General features: G+C 58.5%; 19 protein-coding genes. 9 read left to right on the plus strand and 10 right to left on the minus strand.

Annotated elements, in window-relative coordinates:
• Positions 1-4 precede the first annotated feature (4 nt).
• Positions 5-949: a zinc ABC transporter substrate-binding protein ZnuA gene (znuA, locus tag IEX01_RS09230; RefSeq protein ID WP_188723707.1), complete on the minus strand. Its 945-nt coding sequence runs from the start codon at positions 947-949 to the stop codon at positions 5-7.
• 78 nt (positions 950-1027) lie between these two features.
• On the opposite strand from znuA, the gene znuC reads away from it, so the two are divergent.
• Positions 1028-1783 (plus strand): zinc ABC transporter ATP-binding protein ZnuC, encoded by a 756-nt coding sequence (znuC, locus tag IEX01_RS09235; RefSeq protein WP_188723708.1) that lies wholly within the window; start codon positions 1028-1030, stop codon positions 1781-1783.
• Entirely contained in the window at positions 1780-2565 is a 786-nt protein-coding gene (gene znuB / locus IEX01_RS09240; protein WP_024560725.1) for a zinc ABC transporter permease subunit ZnuB, read from the plus strand. The genes znuC and znuB overlap by 4 nt, the downstream gene beginning before the upstream one ends.
• Before the next feature lie 50 nt (positions 2566-2615).
• Here the strand turns inward: znuB and ruvB are convergent, their stop codons facing one another.
• The 6 genes from ruvB to aspS all read right to left on the minus strand — a co-directional run bounded on the left by ruvB (position 2616) and on the right by aspS (position 8057).
• Positions 2616-3626, minus strand: a complete 1011-nt coding sequence (gene ruvB / locus IEX01_RS09245; protein WP_024559040.1) for a Holliday junction branch migration DNA helicase RuvB — start codon at positions 3624-3626, stop codon at positions 2616-2618.
• Positions 3627-3634: 8 nt separating this feature from the next.
• Positions 3635-4246 carry a Holliday junction branch migration protein RuvA gene (ruvA, locus tag IEX01_RS09250; RefSeq protein ID WP_024559041.1) on the minus strand — a complete coding sequence of 204 codons (612 nt, stop codon included), beginning with the start codon at positions 4244-4246 and terminating at the stop codon, positions 3635-3637.
• A 165-nt stretch (positions 4247-4411) separates the two neighbouring features.
• Positions 4412-4933, minus strand: a complete 522-nt coding sequence (ruvC, locus tag IEX01_RS09255) for a crossover junction endodeoxyribonuclease RuvC (RefSeq protein WP_024559042.1) — start codon at positions 4931-4933, stop codon at positions 4412-4414.
• A gap of 133 nt (positions 4934-5066) precedes the next feature.
• Complete coding sequence (locus IEX01_RS09260) at positions 5067-5807, minus strand: YebC/PmpR family DNA-binding transcriptional regulator (protein WP_024559043.1); 741 nt, start codon at positions 5805-5807, stop codon at positions 5067-5069.
• A 23-nt stretch (positions 5808-5830) separates the two neighbouring features.
• Positions 5831-6274, minus strand: a complete 444-nt coding sequence (gene nudB, locus IEX01_RS09265) for a dihydroneopterin triphosphate diphosphatase (protein ID WP_024559044.1) — start codon at positions 6272-6274, stop codon at positions 5831-5833.
• 1 nt (position 6275) lies between these two features.
• Positions 6276-8057: an aspartate--tRNA ligase gene (aspS, locus tag IEX01_RS09270; protein WP_024559045.1), complete on the minus strand. Its 1782-nt coding sequence runs from the start codon at positions 8055-8057 to the stop codon at positions 6276-6278.
• 254 nt (positions 8058-8311) lie between these two features.
• Between aspS and IEX01_RS09275 the strand changes: the two genes are divergently transcribed.
• The 6 genes from IEX01_RS09275 (at position 8312) to IEX01_RS09300 (ending at position 12817) form a co-directional block, all read left to right on the plus strand.
• Complete coding sequence (locus IEX01_RS09275; protein WP_024561045.1) at positions 8312-8878, plus strand: hydrolase; 567 nt, start codon at positions 8312-8314, stop codon at positions 8876-8878.
• An 11-nt stretch (positions 8879-8889) separates the two neighbouring features.
• A complete protein-coding gene (locus IEX01_RS09280) occupies positions 8890-9708 on the plus strand; it encodes a DUF72 domain-containing protein (protein ID WP_188723709.1) in 819 nt (272 codons plus the stop codon).
• A 69-nt stretch (positions 9709-9777) separates the two neighbouring features.
• Positions 9778-10173 (plus strand): MAPEG family protein, encoded by a 396-nt coding sequence (locus IEX01_RS09285; protein WP_024559048.1) that lies wholly within the window; start codon positions 9778-9780, stop codon positions 10171-10173.
• Positions 10174-10215: 42 nt separating this feature from the next.
• A complete protein-coding gene (gene cmoA / locus IEX01_RS09290) occupies positions 10216-10959 on the plus strand; it encodes a carboxy-S-adenosyl-L-methionine synthase CmoA (protein WP_024559049.1) in 744 nt (247 codons plus the stop codon).
• Positions 10956-11927, plus strand: a complete 972-nt coding sequence (gene cmoB, locus IEX01_RS09295) for a tRNA 5-methoxyuridine(34)/uridine 5-oxyacetic acid(34) synthase CmoB (protein ID WP_024559050.1) — start codon at positions 10956-10958, stop codon at positions 11925-11927. Before cmoA ends, cmoB begins: the two co-directional genes overlap by 4 nt.
• A gap of 92 nt (positions 11928-12019) precedes the next feature.
• Positions 12020-12817 carry a M14 family metallopeptidase gene (locus IEX01_RS09300; RefSeq protein WP_188723710.1) on the plus strand — a complete coding sequence of 266 codons (798 nt, stop codon included), beginning with the start codon at positions 12020-12022 and terminating at the stop codon, positions 12815-12817.
• 165 nt (positions 12818-12982) lie between these two features.
• On the opposite strand, the gene IEX01_RS09305 is transcribed toward IEX01_RS09300, so the two are convergent.
• Positions 12983-13207: a YgdI/YgdR family lipoprotein gene (locus IEX01_RS09305; protein ID WP_024559052.1), complete on the minus strand. Its 225-nt coding sequence runs from the start codon at positions 13205-13207 to the stop codon at positions 12983-12985.
• Positions 13208-13477: 270 nt separating this feature from the next.
• Entirely contained in the window at positions 13478-14227 is a 750-nt protein-coding gene (cutC, locus tag IEX01_RS09310; protein ID WP_048888677.1) for a copper homeostasis protein CutC, read from the minus strand.
• A gap of 82 nt (positions 14228-14309) precedes the next feature.
• Between cutC and IEX01_RS09315 the strand changes: the two genes are divergently transcribed.
• Positions 14310-15461 carry a MalY/PatB family protein gene (locus IEX01_RS09315; RefSeq protein WP_188723711.1) on the plus strand — a complete coding sequence of 384 codons (1152 nt, stop codon included), beginning with the start codon at positions 14310-14312 and terminating at the stop codon, positions 15459-15461.
• 51 nt (positions 15462-15512) lie between these two features.
• Here IEX01_RS09315 and IEX01_RS09320 read toward each other — a convergent pair.
• Positions 15513-16149 (minus strand): Wzy polymerase domain-containing protein (locus IEX01_RS09320; RefSeq protein ID WP_188723712.1); only part of this gene is annotated, 637 nt, incomplete at its 5' end.

The following is a 16149-nucleotide window of genomic DNA, read 5'->3' on the forward strand; positions in this document are numbered from 1 at the left end:
CTCGTTAATCTCCTTTCAGGCAGCTCGCATACTGGTTCGATAGCTCGGTCAGAAACTGCATATAGCCGTTCTTCCCTACTTTGATGTCTGTTCCCAGTGGATCCAAAGTTCCCATTCGAACTTTCGTCCCCCTGGCAACGGCTTCAATGACCGCTGGCCTGAACTGTGGCTCAGCAAAAACGCAGGTCGCTTTTTGCTCAACCAACTGTGTTCTGATTTCATGTAAACGCTGAGCGCCAGGCTGGATTTCGGGGTTAACGGTGAAGTGACCCAGTGATGTCAATCCGTAGTGTTTTTCAAAGTAGCCGTAAGCATCATGAAAAACGAAATAACCTTTACCTTTCAGTGGCGTCAGCACGGTGGACACCTGCTTGTCCGTGCGGTCAAGTTCCGCTTCGAAGTTCTGCAGGTTCGCGTCCAGTTTGGCTCGACTTTGCGGCATAAGTTCCACTAATTTTTTATGGATTGCAACCGCCGAGGATTTCGCTATTTCGGGTGACAGCCAGATATGCAGGTTATAGTCGCCATGGTGGTGATGACCGTCACCTTTTTCATCATCATGGTGGTCATCGCCGTGCTCATGCTCGTCCTCTTCGCTGCCTTTCATTAGCAGCCGTTTTACGCTTTCAAGCTCAGCCAGCGCGAGCTGTTTTTGAGGGGGCAGCGTGCCGACGGTCTTTTGCATGAACGCTTCCATCTCCGGGCCAACCCAGACGACTAAGTCCGCATTCTGCAAGCGTTTTACATCAGATGGACGCAATGCGTAATCATGCTCAGAGGCGCCATCAGGCAGTAATACTTCCGTGGGAGTCACACCGTCGGCGATGGCGGCGGCAATGAAGCCTAACGGCTTAAGCGAAGCGACCACAGCGGCTTGTGAAGGTACGGTGGCGCCAGCCCATAAAGCTGCTGAAACAGCAGCGAAAAGAAGCGTATTTTTATGTAACATAATGCGTCTTATCGTCGTGATGAATGTAAGAGTTGTGATATTATAACATTCTAAAGCTTGTGCAACGCTTAATTAACTATGACTACTTTGGTTTCACTGGAAAATATCTCCGTTTCGTTTGGCCAACGCCGCGTCCTTTCTGACGTTTCGCTGTCATTACGCTCGGGAAGAATACTTACGCTGCTTGGGCCGAACGGCGCAGGCAAATCCACCCTTGTGCGCGTGGTGCTTGGGCTGGTAGCACCCGACGAGGGCGTTATCAAGCGCGACAGGAGCCTGCGCATCGGCTATGTGCCGCAAAAACTGCACCTCGACGCCACGCTGCCGCTCACTGTCAGCCGCTTTATGCGCCTGCGCCCCGGTGTCCGCAAAGCAGATATTTTGCCTGCCCTGAAGCGCGTGCAGGCGGGCCATTTGATTGACGCGCCGATGCAAAAGCTTTCCGGCGGCGAAACGCAGCGCGTGCTGCTGGCCCGCGCCCTGCTCAAGGAGCCACAGCTGCTGGTGCTTGATGAACCCACTCAGGGCGTGGACGTTAACGGCCAGGTAGCGCTTTACGATCTTATCGATAAGCTGCGCCAGGAGCTGAACTGCGCAGTGCTGATGGTCTCGCACGATCTGCATCTGGTAATGGCGAAAACCGATGACGTGCTTTGCCTTAATCACCATATCTGCTGCTCCGGCACGCCGGAAGTGGTCTCTACCCACCCGGAATTTATCGCCATGTTCGGCCCCCGCGGCGCGGAACAGCTGGGCATTTACCGCCATCACCATAACCATCGTCACGACCTTCAGGGACGGATTGTTTTACGCAGAGGAAACGGCCAGTCATGATTGAACTTCTTCTTCCCGGCTGGCTTGCCGGGATGCTGCTCGCCTGCGCCGCCGGGCCGCTTGGCTCGTTTGTGGTCTGGCGCAGGATGTCATATTTCGGCGATACGCTGGCGCACGCATCGCTGCTGGGCGTGGCCTTCGGGCTGCTGCTGGATGTTAATCCTTTTTACGCGGTCATCGCCGTCACGCTGCTGCTGGCGCTGGGTCTGGTCTGGCTTGAGAAACGTCCGCACCTCGCTATCGACACCCTGCTCGGCATCATGGCGCACAGCGCGCTTTCGCTCGGGCTGGTGGTGGTGAGCCTTATGGCAAACATTCGCGTCGATCTGATGGCTTACCTGTTTGGCGACCTGCTGGCGGTAACGCCTGCCGATCTGGTTTCTATCGCGCTTGGCGTCGTGGTGGTGATAAGCGTGCTCTGCTGGCAGTGGCGCAGCCTGCTCGCCATGACCATCAGCGCCGACCTGGCGTTTGTGGACGGCGTTCGTCTGCAGCGCGTGAAGCTTTTGCTGATGCTGGTGACAGCGCTGACGATTGGCGTGGCGATGAAGTTTGTCGGCGCGCTGATTATCACTTCACTGCTGATTATCCCGGCTGCTACGGCGCGACGCTTCGCCCGCACGCCGGAGCAAATGGCGGGCTTTGCGGTGATAATCGGCATGCTGGCAGTGACTGGCGGCCTCACCTTTTCCGCCTTTTACGACACCCCGGCGGGCCCTTCCGTGGTGCTGTGCGCCGCGCTGCTGTTCATTCTCACCATGACAAAACGCATGCCGGCCTGAGCGCTATCCATAAAAAAGGCGCCCATTGCGGCGCCTTTTTTATTTCTGTTTCAGGGCATGGCGGGCGGCGTAATGCCGAAGTGGCTCCAGGCGCGCGTCGTCGCCATACGGCCGCGCGGCGTGCGCTGTAAAAAGCCCTGCTGAATAAGGAAAGGCTCCAGCACGTCTTCGATGGTTTCGCGCTCTTCGCCAATGGCCGCCGCGAGGTTATCCAGCCCCACCGGACCGCCGAAAAACTTATCAATCACCGCCAGCAGCAGCTTGCGGTCCATGTAGTCGAAACCTTCAGCGTCCACGTTGAGCATATCAAGCGCCTGCGCCGCCACGTCCTGGCTGATAACGCCATCATGGCGAACTTCCGCGAAGTCGCGCACGCGTCTTAACAGCCGGTTGGCGATACGCGGCGTGCCGCGAGAGCGACGCGCGACCTCAAGCGCCCCCTCCTCGCTCATCTCCAGCCCCATATAGCGGGCGCTGCGGCTGACGATATGCTGCAAATCGGGTACCTGATAGAACTCCAGGCGCTGCACAATGCCAAAGCGGTCGCGCAGCGGCGAGGTGAGCGACCCGGCGCGCGTCGTCGCGCCAATCAACGTGAAGGGCGGCAAATCAATTTTTATCGAACGCGCCGCCGGCCCTTCGCCAATCATGATGTCGAGCTGGTAATCCTCCATTGCCGGATAAAGCACCTCTTCAACCACCGGCGACAGACGATGAATTTCATCAATGAACAGCACGTCGTGCGGCTCAAGGTTGGTGAGCATGGCCGCCAGATCGCCCGCCTTTTCCAGCACCGGGCCCGATGTGGTGCGCAGGTTAACGCCCATTTCATTGGCGACAATATTGGCGAGTGTCGTTTTGCCAAGCCCCGGCGGGCCGAAAATCAGCAGATGGTCCAGCGCGTCGCCGCGCAGTTTCGCCGCCTGGATAAAGATTTCCATCTGCGAGCGCACCTGCGGCTGACCGACATACTCACTCAGTAGTTTGGGACGGATAGCGCGGTCCGCCACCTCTTCCGCCACGATGCTGCCCGGTGCGACCAGGCGATCTGCTTCAATCATCCTCTACCTCACAATGCCGCGCGCAGCGCTTCGCGGATCAGGGTTTCACTGTCTGCGTCCGGGCGGGCAATTTTACTGACCATGCGGCTGGCTTCCTGCGGTTTATAACCCAGCGCCACCAGCGCGGCAACCGCTTCTGCTTCCGCGTCGTCCGGCTGCGGACCGGCAGGCGACGCCAGCACCAGATCCGCCGCTGGCGTAAAGAGATCGCCGTGCAACCCTTTGAAGCGATCTTTCATCTCCACCACCAGACGCTCGGCGGTTTTTTTGCCAATGCCCGGCAGCTTCACCAGCATAGCGGGTTCTTCACGCTCAACGGCGTTAACGAACTGCTGAGCGGACATGCCGGAAAGAATAGCGAGCGCAAGCTTAGGGCCTACGCCGTTGACCTTGATAAGCTCGCGGAACAGCGTGCGCTCCTGCTTGTTGTTAAAACCAAACAGCAACTGCGCATCTTCGCGCACCACAAAATGGGTAAAGACCACTGCTTCATTGCCGGTTTCCGGCAGTTCATAAAAGCAGGTCATCGGCATATGGACTTCATAACCGACGCCGCCCGCTTCCAGCAATACCAGCGGGGGCTGTTTTTCCAGTACGATGCCTCTGAGTCGGCCTATCACGATGCGCTCCTGCGTTAACCAGCGAAAAAAGTGAGCCTATCATATAAAAAAGGCTGGATAGGTATCCAGCCTCAGATAAAAAAACAAACCGTTAAAAAGCGCACTTTTTGTCGTCCGACGTCCTGAGAAGGGTGATTTTACGACGCAGCGCGCTTTTTTGCTTCTTCAGCGCAGACGGCCCCGCGCCAGGTTCAGGCGCGATTCGCTGACCTGCGCGGCGTTCTGGCTGACATGACAGTGGGTAATGGCGATAGCCAACGCATCTGCGGCATCCGCCTGGGGGTTCGCGGGCAGCTTAAGCAGCGTGCGCACCATATGCTGCACCTGGCTTTTTTCCGCGCTGCCAATGCCGACCACCGTCTGCTTCACCTGACGCGCCGCATATTCAAACACCGGCAGCTCGTGGTTAACCGCCGCGACAATCGCCGCGCCCCTGGCCTGCCCAAGCTTAAGCGCAGAGTCAGCGTTTTTCGCCATAAATACCTGCTCGATGGCGAAGTAATCCGGATGGAACTGGGTGATGATTTCGCTGACGCCCGCGTAGATTAGCTTTAATCGCGAGGGAAGATCGGCGATGTTGGTGCGGATACAACCGCTGCCAAGATAGGTAAGCTGTCGCCCCGTCTGGCGGATAACACCGTAACCGGTGATGCGCGAACCGGGATCAATACCGAGAATAATAGACATCACGCTTCTCCGCCGCGAAGGGATAACCGCCGCCCGGCTTGCCGGAGAGCCGCTTTCCCCTGCCGCTCCCTGAGCGCGGTCAGGCCGCGCTCAGAGGAGAAGGAAGCGCCCGCCGCAATGAAGCGGGCTGCTGTCACAGGGTGGCTGCTACTTCGTCGGAGATCTCACCGTTGTGGTAAACCTCCTGCACGTCGTCGCAGTCTTCCAGCATGTCGATAAGACGCAGCAGCTTCGGCGCAGTGTCTACGTCCATATCCGCTTTGGTGGAAGGGATCATCGAGACTTCAGCGTTGTCCGCTTTCAGGCCCGCCGCTTCCAGCGCGTCGCGCACCGCGCCCATCTCTTCCCAGGCGGTGTAAACGTCGATAGCGCCGTCGTCGTAAGTCACGACATCTTCCGCGCCCGCTTCCAGCGCCGCTTCCATGATGGTGTCTTCGTCGCCCGCTTCGAAGGAGATAACCCCTTTCTTGCTGAACAGGTAAGCGACGGAGCCGTCGGTGCCGAGGTTGCCGCCGCACTTGCTGAACGCATGACGCACTTCCGCTACGGTACGGTTGCGGTTGTCGGAGAGACATTCCACCATCACGGCGGTGCCGCCCGGGCCGTAGCCTTCGTAAATGATGGTTTCCATGTTCGCGTCTTCATCGCCGCCGACACCGCGCGCGATAGCGCGGTTCAGGGTGTCGCGCGTCATGTTGTTTGACAGCGCTTTGTCGATAGCCGCACGCAGACGCGGGTTAGAACCCGGATCGCCGCCGCCCAGACGCGCCGCTGTCACCAGCTCGCGAATAATCTTGGTGAAAATCTTACCGCGCTTGGCATCCTGTGCCGCTTTGCGGTGTTTCGTGTTGGCCCATTTACTATGACCTGCCATAACAATCTCCAAAAGCGCCTTAATCAGGCGGCATCAATTACAAACTCTTCAATCGCCTGCCGGTTGCTCCACGACTTAGTCAGGGCGGCGGCGGCATGCGCCTCCTCCCACCGATAAGCCAGATGCTCGCTGATGCTTACCGGCCTTTCGCTCGGCAACGCAAGACAGAACCAGTATTCCGTATTGCGTATAATCCCCGGCGCGTAGCGATGACGCAAATGAGGAAAGATTTCAAACTCCACGCAGCGCTGACAGTCGATTAGCTCAAGTTGCTCCAGGGCAACGTCCACCTCGACCTCTTCCTTTACTTCACGCTGCGCGGCCTCGCGTGGACTCTCCCCCGCCTCCAGGCTGCCGGTGACCGACTGCCAGAAATCGGGGTCGTCCCGCCGCTGCAACATCAGCACCCGTCCGGTATCTTGCGCATAAATGACGACCAGTACCGAAACAGGGTGCTTGAATGGCATATTACTTGTTCTCCAGCGGCTTCTCTTTCGCGACCACCTGGATACCCAGCTCAGTTAAGGAAGCCGGGTTCGCGAAGCTTGGCGCTTCGGTCATCAGACAGGCCGCCGCGGTGGTTTTCGGGAACGCGATAACGTCGCGGATGTTGTCGGTGCCGGTCAACAGCATGGTCAGGCGATCGAGACCGAAGGCCAGGCCTGCGTGCGGCGGCGTGCCAAACTTCAGCGCGTCCAGCAGGAAGCCGAATTTCTCGCGTTGCTCCTGCTCGTTAATGCCGAGAATGGCGAACACGGTCTGCTGCATTTCACCGCTGTGAATACGCACTGAGCCGCCGCCCACTTCGTAACCGTTGATAACCATATCGTAAGCGTTGGCTACGGCCTCTTCCGGCGCCGCTTTCAGTTGGGCGGCGGTCATCTCTTTCGGCGAGGTGAACGGGTGATGCATCGCGGTCAGGCCGCCTTCGCCGTCGTCTTCAAACATCGGGAAGTCGATAACCCACAGCGGCGCCCATTTGCTCTCGTCGGTCAGATTCAGATCTTTGCCAAGCTTCAGGCGCAGCGCGCCGAGCGCGTCGGCTACCACTTTTTTGTTGTCGGCGCCGAAGAAAATCATGTCGCCGTCCTGTGCGCCGGTGCGCTCAAGGATAGCCTCCACGATTTCCGCGTTCAGGAACTTCGCCACCGGGCTGGTAATGCCTTCAAGACCTTTAGCACGCTCGTTGACTTTAATATAAGCCAGACCTTTGGCGCCGTAGATTTCGATAAATTTGCCGTAGTCGTCAATTTGTTTACGGCTAAGCTGCGCGCCGCCCGGCACGCGCAGCGCGGCAACGCGGCCTTTGGCATCGTTAGCCGGGCCGGAGAAGACCTTAAACTCCACCGCTTTCAGCAGGTCGGCAACGTCCACCAGCTCCATCGGGTTACGCAGGTCCGGCTTGTCAGAGCCGTAGCGGCGCTCCGCTTCCGCAAAGGTCATGATGGGGAACTGGCCCAGGTCCACGCCTTTGACCTCCAGCCACAGCTGGCGGATCAGTTTTTCCATCACCTCACGCACCTGAGGCGCGGTCATGAAGGAGGTTTCCACGTCGATTTGGGTAAATTCCGGCTGGCGGTCGGCGCGCAGGTCTTCGTCGCGGAAGCATTTTACTATCTGATAATAACGGTCGAAGCCGGACATCATCAGCAGCTGTTTGAAAAGCTGCGGGGACTGCGGCAGCGCGTAGAATTTGCCTTTATGAACGCGGGAAGGCACCAGATAGTCGCGCGCGCCTTCCGGCGTGGCTTTGGTCAGCATCGGAGTTTCGATGTCGAGGAAGCCGTTGTCGTCCATAAAGCGGCGTACAAAACTGGTGATTTTCGCGCGGGTTTTCAGGCGCTGCGCCATTTCCGGACGACGCAGATCGAGGTAGCGGTATTTCAGACGCGCTTCTTCGCTGTTGACCTGGTTGGAGTCGAGCGGCAGCGGCTCGGCGCGGTTGATGATGGTCAGCTCAGTGGCGAACACTTCCACTTCGCCGGTCGCCATATCGCGGTTAACGTTTTTGTCGTCACGCGCACGCACGGTGCCGGTGATTTGAATGCAAAACTCATTACGCAGCTCGGAGGCCAGGTTGAAAGCGTCGGCGCGATCCGGGTCGAAGAACACCTGCACGATGCCTTCACGGTCGCGCATGTCGATAAAGATCAAGCTGCCGAGATCGCGACGGCGATTAACCCAGCCACACAGCGTTACCTGTTGCCCCACATGGGACTTATTAAGCTGCCCGCAATATTCTGTACGCATGAGATATCCCTTAAGTTTGCCGCAGGCCGTTGGTCACCTGCCCTGCAGGCTTTAGTGTCGCAGCATTTATCTGGATGAAAAAAGGCGGCCATTATACTGGAAATTCCGGGCTGCGATAAGCCCGCCGCCGCCTGCTCGCGCGTTTGTCGCGCGTGATGTTGCTTATTCTCACAAAAATTAACAAAAATAGTAAACCGCTTGCCGGGTTTGAGAGCGTAAGGTACGGAACCTGCTACTAAAATCATGGAGTCATCATGTTAAAACTCAATGCCGCTACCACCGCGCTGGTGGTTATCGATCTTCAGGAAGGTATTCTGCCCTTTGCCGGCGGCCCGCATAGCGCGGACGACGTGGTTTCCCGCGCAGCCCGCCTCGCGGAGAAGTTCCGTGCCCATAAAGCGCCAGTGGTGATGGTGCGCGTCGGCTGGTCGAAAGATTTCGGCGAGGCGCTCAAGCAGCCAGTGGATGCCGCCGTCGCCGCGCATGCCCTGCCTGATGAATGGTGGCATTACCCGGTAGCGCTCGGCAAACGCGACAGCGATATTGAAGTGACCAAGCGCCAGTGGGGCGCCTTCTATGGCACCGATCTGGAGCTACAATTACGTCGTCGCGGCATTGATACTATCGTGTTGTGCGGCATATCCACCAATATCGGCGTGGAATCTACCGCCCGCAACGCCTGGGAACTTGGCTTCTCGCTGGTGATTGCTGAAGACGCCTGCAGCGCCGCCACCCGCGAACAGCACCAGGGCAGCATGACCCATATTTTCCCGCGCATCGCTCGCGTGCGCACCACTGAGGAGATCCTCGCGGCGCTTTAAGCCGCGCGCTTATGCTTTATATCGGCTTGCCGCAATGGTCGCACCCGGGATGGGTGCGGCTTGGCATCACTTCCCTTGAGGACTACGCCCGCCACTTCAACTGCGTGGAGGGCAACACCACGCTTTACGCGCTGCCTAAAGCGGAAATTGTCGAGCGCTGGAAAGCGCAAACCACCGACGATTTCCGCTTCTGCTTTAAATTTCCGGCCACCATTTCCCACCAGGCGGCGTTGCGCCACTGCGAGGAGCAGACCAGCGAGTTTTTCTCCCGCATGGCGCCGCTTGCCGGGCGCATCGGTCAGTACTGGCTCCAGTTGCCTGCCGCGTTCGGCCCGCGGGATTTGCCCGCGCTGTGGGCTTTTCTTGATGCGCTGCCAACCGAATTTACCTATGGCGTGGAAGTGCGTCACCCGGAATTTTTCGTCAAAGGCGACGTGGAGCAGACGCTCAACCGCGGGCTGAAGGCGCGCGGCGTCAACCGCGTTATTCTCGACAGCCGCCCGGTGCACAGCGCACAGCCGCACAGCGAAGCGGTACGCGACGCCCAGCGAAAAAAACCGGTTGTGCCGGTGCATGCGCTGGTCACGGCGCGCAACCCGCTGGTGCGCTTTATCGGCAGCGATGACATGGAGCAAAACGTCAATTTCTTCCAGGACTGGTTGAAAAAGCTGCCAGGCTGGGAGCAAACCACCACCCCGTATCTCTTTTTACATACGCCGGACATCGCCCAGGCGCCGGAGCTGGTGCATACGCTCTGGCCGATGCTTCAACGGGTTATCCCCTCGCTTGGCCCCGAACCCGCCATTCCACAGCAAAACACCCTCTTCTAGCAGAGCGACAAGCCGCGCGGCTCACGCTATGATAAGCGGGCCTCTGGATGGGTGTTTAAGGGAGTTGCTATGGTAAGCGCGCTGTATGCTGTACTGGGTGCGTTGTTGCTGCTTAAGTTTTCGGTAGATGTGGTGCGCCTTCGCACGCAATATCGCGTGGCGTATGGCGATGGCGGCTTTAGCGAACTGCAAATCGCTATCCGCGTTCACGGCAATGCCGTGGAGTACATTCCTGTCGCCCTGCTGCTATTGTTGTTGATGGAGATGAACGGCGCCGAAACCTGGCTCGTTCACGTCGGCGGCATTTTGCTAATCCTCGGACGGCTGATGCATTACTACGGCTTTCATAACCGGCTGATACGCTGGCGGCGTTCCGGCATGAGCGCGACCTGGTGCGCGCTGGTGCTGATGGTGCTGGCGAATCTCTGGTATATGCCGTGGGAGTTGGTTTTCGCGCTTCATTAGCGCAAAATACGCCCCTTTCGTTTTTCCTCGGATTCAAACGCTATGTCTAACCGCGACACGCTGTTCTCCGCTCCCATCGCCCGTCTGGGCGACTGGACTTTCGATGAACGGGTGGCTGAAGTCTTCCCCGATATGATTCAGCGTTCGGTGCCAGGCTATTCCAATATCATCTCGATGATTGGCATGCTGGCGGAACGCTTTGTCCAGCCCGCAAGCCAGGTTTACGACCTCGGCTGTTCGCTTGGCGCGGCAACGCTCTCAGTTCGCCGCAACATTCACCACGAAGGCTGCAAAATCATCGCCGTGGATAATTCAAAAGCCATGGTGGAGCGCTGTCGCCGTCATATCGATGCCTTTAAAGCGCAAACGCCGGTCGAGGTGATTGAAGACGATATCCGCAATATCACCCTTGAGAACGCCTCGCTGGTGGTGCTGAATTTTACGCTTCAGTTCCTCAACCCGGACGATCGCCTGACGCTGCTGACAAAAATCTATCAGGGCCTTAACCCCGGCGGCGCGCTGGTGCTTTCGGAAAAATTCAGCTTTGAAGATAAAGAGATGGGCGAGCTGCTGTTCAACATGCACCACGATTTCAAGCGCGCCAACGGCTACAGCGAACTGGAAATCAGCCAGAAGCGCAGCATGCTGGAGAACGTAATGCTCACTGACTCGGTGGAAACGCACAAAGCACGGCTGCGCCAGGCGGGCTTTGAGCACAGCGAACTCTGGTTCCAGTGCTTTAACTTCGGCTCGCTGGTGGCGGTGAAGAACGGGAGCGCGGCATGATCGATTTTGGCCGTTTTTACCAGCAGATTGCCTGTAGCCCGCTCAGCCCATGGCTGGAAACCCTTCCCGCGCAGATTGCCGCCTGGCAGCGTGAATCGCTGCACGGGCAGTTTAAGCAGTGGGCGAATTCGCTGGAGAACCTGCCTGCGCTGACCCCGGAGCGCCTTGATCTGCTACACGGCGTTAGCGCACAAATGCAAGCACCGCTCGCGCAGGGGCAGCAGCTGCGCATTGAAAAACTGCTGCGCACGCTGATGCCGTGGCGCAAAGGCCCCTTCTCGCTTTATGGCGTGAACATCGATACCGAATGGCGTTCCGATCTCAAGTGGGAGCGCGTGCTGCCGCACATCGCCCCGCTTGCCGGACGCACGATTCTGGACGTAGGCTGCGGCAGCGGTTATCACCTGTGGCGCATGGTGGGCGCAGGCGCGAAGCTCGCGGTGGGCATCGACCCGACCCAGCTTTTTCTCTGCCAGTTCGAGGCGGTGCGCAAGCTGCTCGGCGATGACCAGCGCGCGCACCTGCTGCCGCTTGGCATTGAGCAGATGCCCGCGCTGAACGCCTTCGACACCGTCTTTTCAATGGGCGTGCTTTACCATCGCCGTTCGCCGCTTGAGCACCTCTGGCAGCTTAAGGATCAGTTGGTTAACGAAGGCGAGCTGGTGCTGGAAACGCTGGTGGTGGAAGGCGACGCCAACACCGTGCTGGTGCCGGGCGAACGTTACGCGCAGATGCGCAATGTCTATTTCATCCCTTCCGCGCTGGCGCTTAAGAACTGGCTGGAGAAGTGCGGCTTTGTGGACGTGCGCATCGCCGACCACTGCCTGACCACCAGCGAAGAGCAGCGTCGCACCGACTGGATGACCAGCGAATCGCTGGCGGACTTCCTCGACCCACACGACAGCAGCAAAACGGTGGAAGGCTATCCGGCCCCGCTGCGCGCTGTGCTGGTGGCACGCAAGCCCTGATAAAAAGGGCAACCGCCCCCGTTTTTTCGCTAAGACAAAAAGCGCGCTCCTGAACTACGCTTGCAACAGACCGTTTTTCCGGAGCGCCCATTATGACCACCGAAACCGTCCACCGCTGGCCCCTTCCCGCCATCAACGGCTACAGCAACGATATTGATCACTTCGAACATCTTTTTGAGGTCCAGGCCACGCGCTGGGGGTTGCAGGAGGTCGAGCTCGGCAGCACCGGACACGGCATGATCTCCCTCTGGCAGTCGGTGGCGGCGAACAAGCGGTTGCCGCACGTGCTGCTTGCCGCCGGGTTTCACGGCGATGAACCGGCTGGAAGCTGGGGGCTGCTTAACTTTCTACAGCACAACTCCCCGCTGCTGCTCGATAAAATCTGCCTTACCTTTTTGCCGCTGGTGAATTTCAGCGGTATGCGCAACGGCCAGCGGCTGACCGCAGGCGGCAGAGATATGGCGAAGGGTTATGGCGTTGAGCCGCCCGCTTCTGAGGAAGCAGACCTGCTGCAGGCGAGCCTGCCGCTGCTGAAAGAGGCGGCGCGGGACGGTCTGCTCTGCTGCGGCGAGGCGCTGGAAGCGGAGCGCGCCTGGCTATACAGCTGGGAGCCGGGAGGCGAGCCGGACGCTTTCTCCCTGACGCTTCGCGATGAACTGGCGGAATGCTTTCCCTTACACAGCGACGCCTTGCTTGAAGGGTGCCGGTGCCGGGAGGGGATTATTCATAACTATTTTGACGACAGCTTCGCCGCCTGGCTGGTAGCCGAAGGCGCGGCGGTCGCGGCAAGAATTAAAACGCCAGGCAAAGCGCCTTTTGAACAGCGTATATTTGCCCATCACATGTTGACCAGCGCGTTTATTTCCGCCGTCATCAATCGAATGAGTTAATCTATTTCTTAAGGTGCTTATTTACGGCGCTGGCTTGCTCGCCAGACGGGCAATAAAACGTAGGTTTATATTGCCAGGCGGGAAAACGCGACTGTCGGCATCTTCCCGCCTGGCAAAAAAAGAAAAACCGCCCGCAGGCGGTTATTTTCAGCCTGCCGGCAGCGATTAATGTTTAATCTCAACCAGTTCTTTTACATCAGCTTTGTTGATTTGCTGCTTCACGCCATTGGCGTCTTTATAGCCCAGCAGGCCTGCTTCACTTTCCTGCGGCTTGCCCTGGCTTACAATGGTGCGGCCATCATTGGTGTGAATGGCGTAATTGCTGCTGGAGCACGCCGAAAGAAATAAAGACATCCCTACCAGTACGCCTGTTACGAGTGTTTTCTTCATATCCATCTCCTCATGTTATCTATTTCTTAATAACGTTAGTACATTCTGGCGATATATGCCTGGCAGGATTTAACAACCGCACAAAAATACCCTTTTCACGGCTCGTCTGTACTTTATGAAAAAACGCTAAAATAAGGGGGGCGGAAAGAAAGCCGACTCGCGTGAGCAAGCGCAGCGGCAAAAGCGATAAAAAAAGCCCCAACAACACATTGGGGCCTGGTACGAGCAAGCATCATATTGGGCGACATGATGCGCGGTAAAAAACGGGCGTTATGAAAAATGACGGGTCGGTGTGAGCGCCGCTTTCATGGCGGCGACCATAGCGCCATCCACAACGTAGCGGGAATACTCATCGGTACGGGCATCGGAAGACATTGAGACATTCGCGTTGCGATAGCGCATTGGCGAAGCCACCTGAACTCCTGCCGAACTGTGAAGTTCGTCAACACCCCCGGCAATAAAAGCGCCGAGGTTGCTGAGCCGTACACCTGCACCGGCCATAATGATTGGAGCACGGGATTGTGCTTTTAGTTCCCTTAATAATGAAAGTCCTTGCTCCGCCGTCGGCTGTTGGCCGGAAGTGAGGATGCGCGCCACGCCTAAATCCGCTAATTCTTCCAGCGCTTTCATAGGGTTAGCGCACATATCAAACGCGCGATGAAACGTCACCGCCATGCCTTGTGAGGCATAAATAATTTTTTGCATGCGGGGAATATCCACGTCGCCCTCTTCGTTCAGCACCCCGGTGACCAGCCCCGGGTAGCCCAGTTCTCGCACGAAGGCGATATCGTCGAGCATCACTTCAAACTCCGCATCGGTATAACAGAAGTCGCCGCCGCGGGGACGGATAATCGGGTGCACCGGGATTTTCACGCTTTCACGCACCCGCTTCAGCGTGCCCGGCGAAGGCGTCAGCCCACCCTCCGCGGGTGCCGCGCACAGTTCAATCCTGTCCGCCCCGGCGCGTTCGGCGGTGATCGCGCACGCCAGGCTGTAACAGCAAATTTCCAGCAAAGCCATTGATTTCTCCCTTATTAGCGTCAGCGGTTGTATCGATTTGTCACGGTGCTAGTCTGAAGTAACCACCGGGCAGGAGCAAATCATGACATTCAATTTTGACGAGGGTATCGACCGCCATCACAGCGACAGCGTGAAGTGGCGAAAATATGGCGAAGCGGTGCTGCCAATGTGGGTGGCGGACACGGATTACCGCGTGCCGGAGTGCATTACCCAGGCGCTGCAACGCCGGGTAGCGCATGGCGTTTTTGGCTACGGTGCTCACCCGACGGGGCTGGAGGAAGCGACCCTTAGCTGGTGCGAGCGGCGCTACGGCTGGAAAGTGGCGCCGCAGTGGCTGGTCTTTATGCCGGGCGTGGTCAGTTCGCTGAACCTTTGCGTTCGCGCCTTTACGCAGGCGGATGAACTTTCCATCGCCCCCACGCCCATCTATCCCCCTTTTCGCCGGGCCGCCGCGCTGGCGGAGCGCCAGCAGCTTCTGGCGCCGCTAACGCTTGTGGATAACCGCTGGGTTCTCGATCTCAACGCCCTTGAAGGCCACCTCACTGGCCGGGAGCGGTTGCGGTTGCTGATGCTCTGCAACCCGCAAAACCCCGGCGGTACGGTTTATCGCCGTGAAGAGTTGCTGGCGCAGCTGGCGTTTGCCCGTAAGCACGATCTGATCGTCTGCTCAGACGAGATCCATTGCGATCTGCTGCTGGAGCCAGGCGTGCGCCACACGCCCTTCGCCACGCTGAATGAAGAGGCGGCCCAGCGCAGCATTACGCTGATGTCCCCCTCCAAGAGCTTTAACATCGCCGGGCTTGGCGCTTCGGTGGCGATAATTCCCAACCCGGAACTGCGTAAGCGCTTTAGCAAGGCGATGGCCGGTATTGTGCCGCATGTGGATGTGCTGGCGCTGACCGCCGCCGAAGCGGCCTGGCGCGACGGCGAGCCCTGGCTTGCGGCGCAATGCGACTATCTTCGCCGCAACCGGGACAGGCTGTGCGATAGCGTAAACGCCCTGCCCGGTCTGCGCGTTGCGCCGCCGCAGGCGACCTACCTTGCCTGGGTGGACGCAAGCGGCCTGGGCGTAGAAAACCCGGCGCGTTTCTTCAACGCCGCCGGGTTAGGCTTTTCGCCAGGCAGCGATTTTGGCGAACCTCAGTTTGTGCGTATTAACTTCGGCTGCACCGCCGCCACGCTTGAGGAGGCAATCAATCGGCTAACGCGTGCGGTGAATACCAGGTCCGCGTAGTCAGCCAGACGTCTAAAACGATGGTAAGCCGCCCTGTGGGCGGCATTGTCGTTATTTCTCGTTTTGCAAAGGAAACAGCTTCTTATACGTCTGCGCCATTTCCGCCGCCCTGGCCTGATTCCCCCGGAACTGCTCAATCATCATCATGCTGCGCCAGACATTGGCGTCGTTATGGCGCAGCGACCACGCCTGCGCCCGCGCCATAAATTCGTCCAGGTTCGCCGCGTTGCGGGTGCGGTTGTAGTCCATCAGCAGGGCCACCATTTCATCGAACTGCGCGCGTTCAGACTGCGTGGCGAAGTACCACGGCGCGGGAGACGGGAACCCGGCAAGCTGGCTGCGCTCAAGCGCCGTCAGCTGGTGGTTAGCGTAAAGCCCCGCCCCGCTGAAGACGATGAGCGCCGCGCCGCAGAGCACGGCAGCCAGCCGCGGCGCCCGGGCTGCCCGGCGTGCGGCCGGCGGCGCTTGCGCCACGCCCAGGCGCAGCAGCAGCAGAAACAGCCCGAAGTGAATGAACGACTGGTAAAACGGGTACTCCAGGTTCAGGTGCGCCAGCAGCGGCACAATCAGCAGCGCGTATGCCAGCGTTGCGCGGCGGGTTTTCAGGGCGCGGATGAGCATCCTTACCCAGCCCGCGAACAGCACCAGCATGCCCGCCAGCGCCGTGATGCCGCCCTGGAACCAGGCG

It is taken from the genome of Franconibacter daqui (assembly GCF_014644275.1).
Classification (GTDB): domain Bacteria; phylum Pseudomonadota; class Gammaproteobacteria; order Enterobacterales; family Enterobacteriaceae; genus Franconibacter; species Franconibacter pulveris.

Excerpts from the sequence above, each read along its gene's own strand:
- ruvB (WP_024559040.1), bottom strand. The coding sequence starts at position 3,626 with ATGATTGAAGCAGATCGCCTGGTCGCACCGGGCAGCATCGTGGCGGAA.
- nudB (WP_024559044.1), bottom strand. The coding sequence starts at position 6,274 with ATGCCATTCAAGCACCCTGTTTCGGTACTGGTCGTCATTTATGCGCAA.
- IEX01_RS09300 (WP_188723710.1), top strand. The coding sequence starts at position 12,020 with ATGACCACCGAAACCGTCCACCGCTGGCCCCTTCCCGCCATCAACGGC.
- IEX01_RS09305 (WP_024559052.1), bottom strand. The coding sequence starts at position 13,207 with ATGAAGAAAACACTCGTAACAGGCGTACTGGTAGGGATGTCTTTATTT.
- IEX01_RS09260 (WP_024559043.1), bottom strand. The coding sequence starts at position 5,807 with ATGGCAGGTCATAGTAAATGGGCCAACACGAAACACCGCAAAGCGGCA.
- ruvC (WP_024559042.1), bottom strand. The coding sequence starts at position 4,933 with ATGTCTATTATTCTCGGTATTGATCCCGGTTCGCGCATCACCGGTTAC.
- znuC (WP_188723708.1), top strand. The coding sequence starts at position 1,028 with ATGACTACTTTGGTTTCACTGGAAAATATCTCCGTTTCGTTTGGCCAA.
- IEX01_RS09315 (WP_188723711.1), top strand. The coding sequence starts at position 14,310 with ATGACATTCAATTTTGACGAGGGTATCGACCGCCATCACAGCGACAGC.
- IEX01_RS09275 (WP_024561045.1), top strand. The coding sequence starts at position 8,312 with ATGTTAAAACTCAATGCCGCTACCACCGCGCTGGTGGTTATCGATCTT.
- IEX01_RS09285 (WP_024559048.1), top strand. The coding sequence starts at position 9,778 with ATGGTAAGCGCGCTGTATGCTGTACTGGGTGCGTTGTTGCTGCTTAAG.
- cmoB (WP_024559050.1), top strand. The coding sequence starts at position 10,956 with ATGATCGATTTTGGCCGTTTTTACCAGCAGATTGCCTGTAGCCCGCTC.
- aspS (WP_024559045.1), bottom strand. The coding sequence starts at position 8,057 with ATGCGTACAGAATATTGCGGGCAGCTTAATAAGTCCCATGTGGGGCAA.
- IEX01_RS09280 (WP_188723709.1), top strand. The coding sequence starts at position 8,890 with ATGCTTTATATCGGCTTGCCGCAATGGTCGCACCCGGGATGGGTGCGG.
- znuA (WP_188723707.1), bottom strand. The coding sequence starts at position 949 with ATGTTACATAAAAATACGCTTCTTTTCGCTGCTGTTTCAGCAGCTTTA.
- cmoA (WP_024559049.1), top strand. The coding sequence starts at position 10,216 with ATGTCTAACCGCGACACGCTGTTCTCCGCTCCCATCGCCCGTCTGGGC.
- cutC (WP_048888677.1), bottom strand. The coding sequence starts at position 14,227 with ATGGCTTTGCTGGAAATTTGCTGTTACAGCCTGGCGTGCGCGATCACC.
- znuB (WP_024560725.1), top strand. The coding sequence starts at position 1,780 with ATGATTGAACTTCTTCTTCCCGGCTGGCTTGCCGGGATGCTGCTCGCC.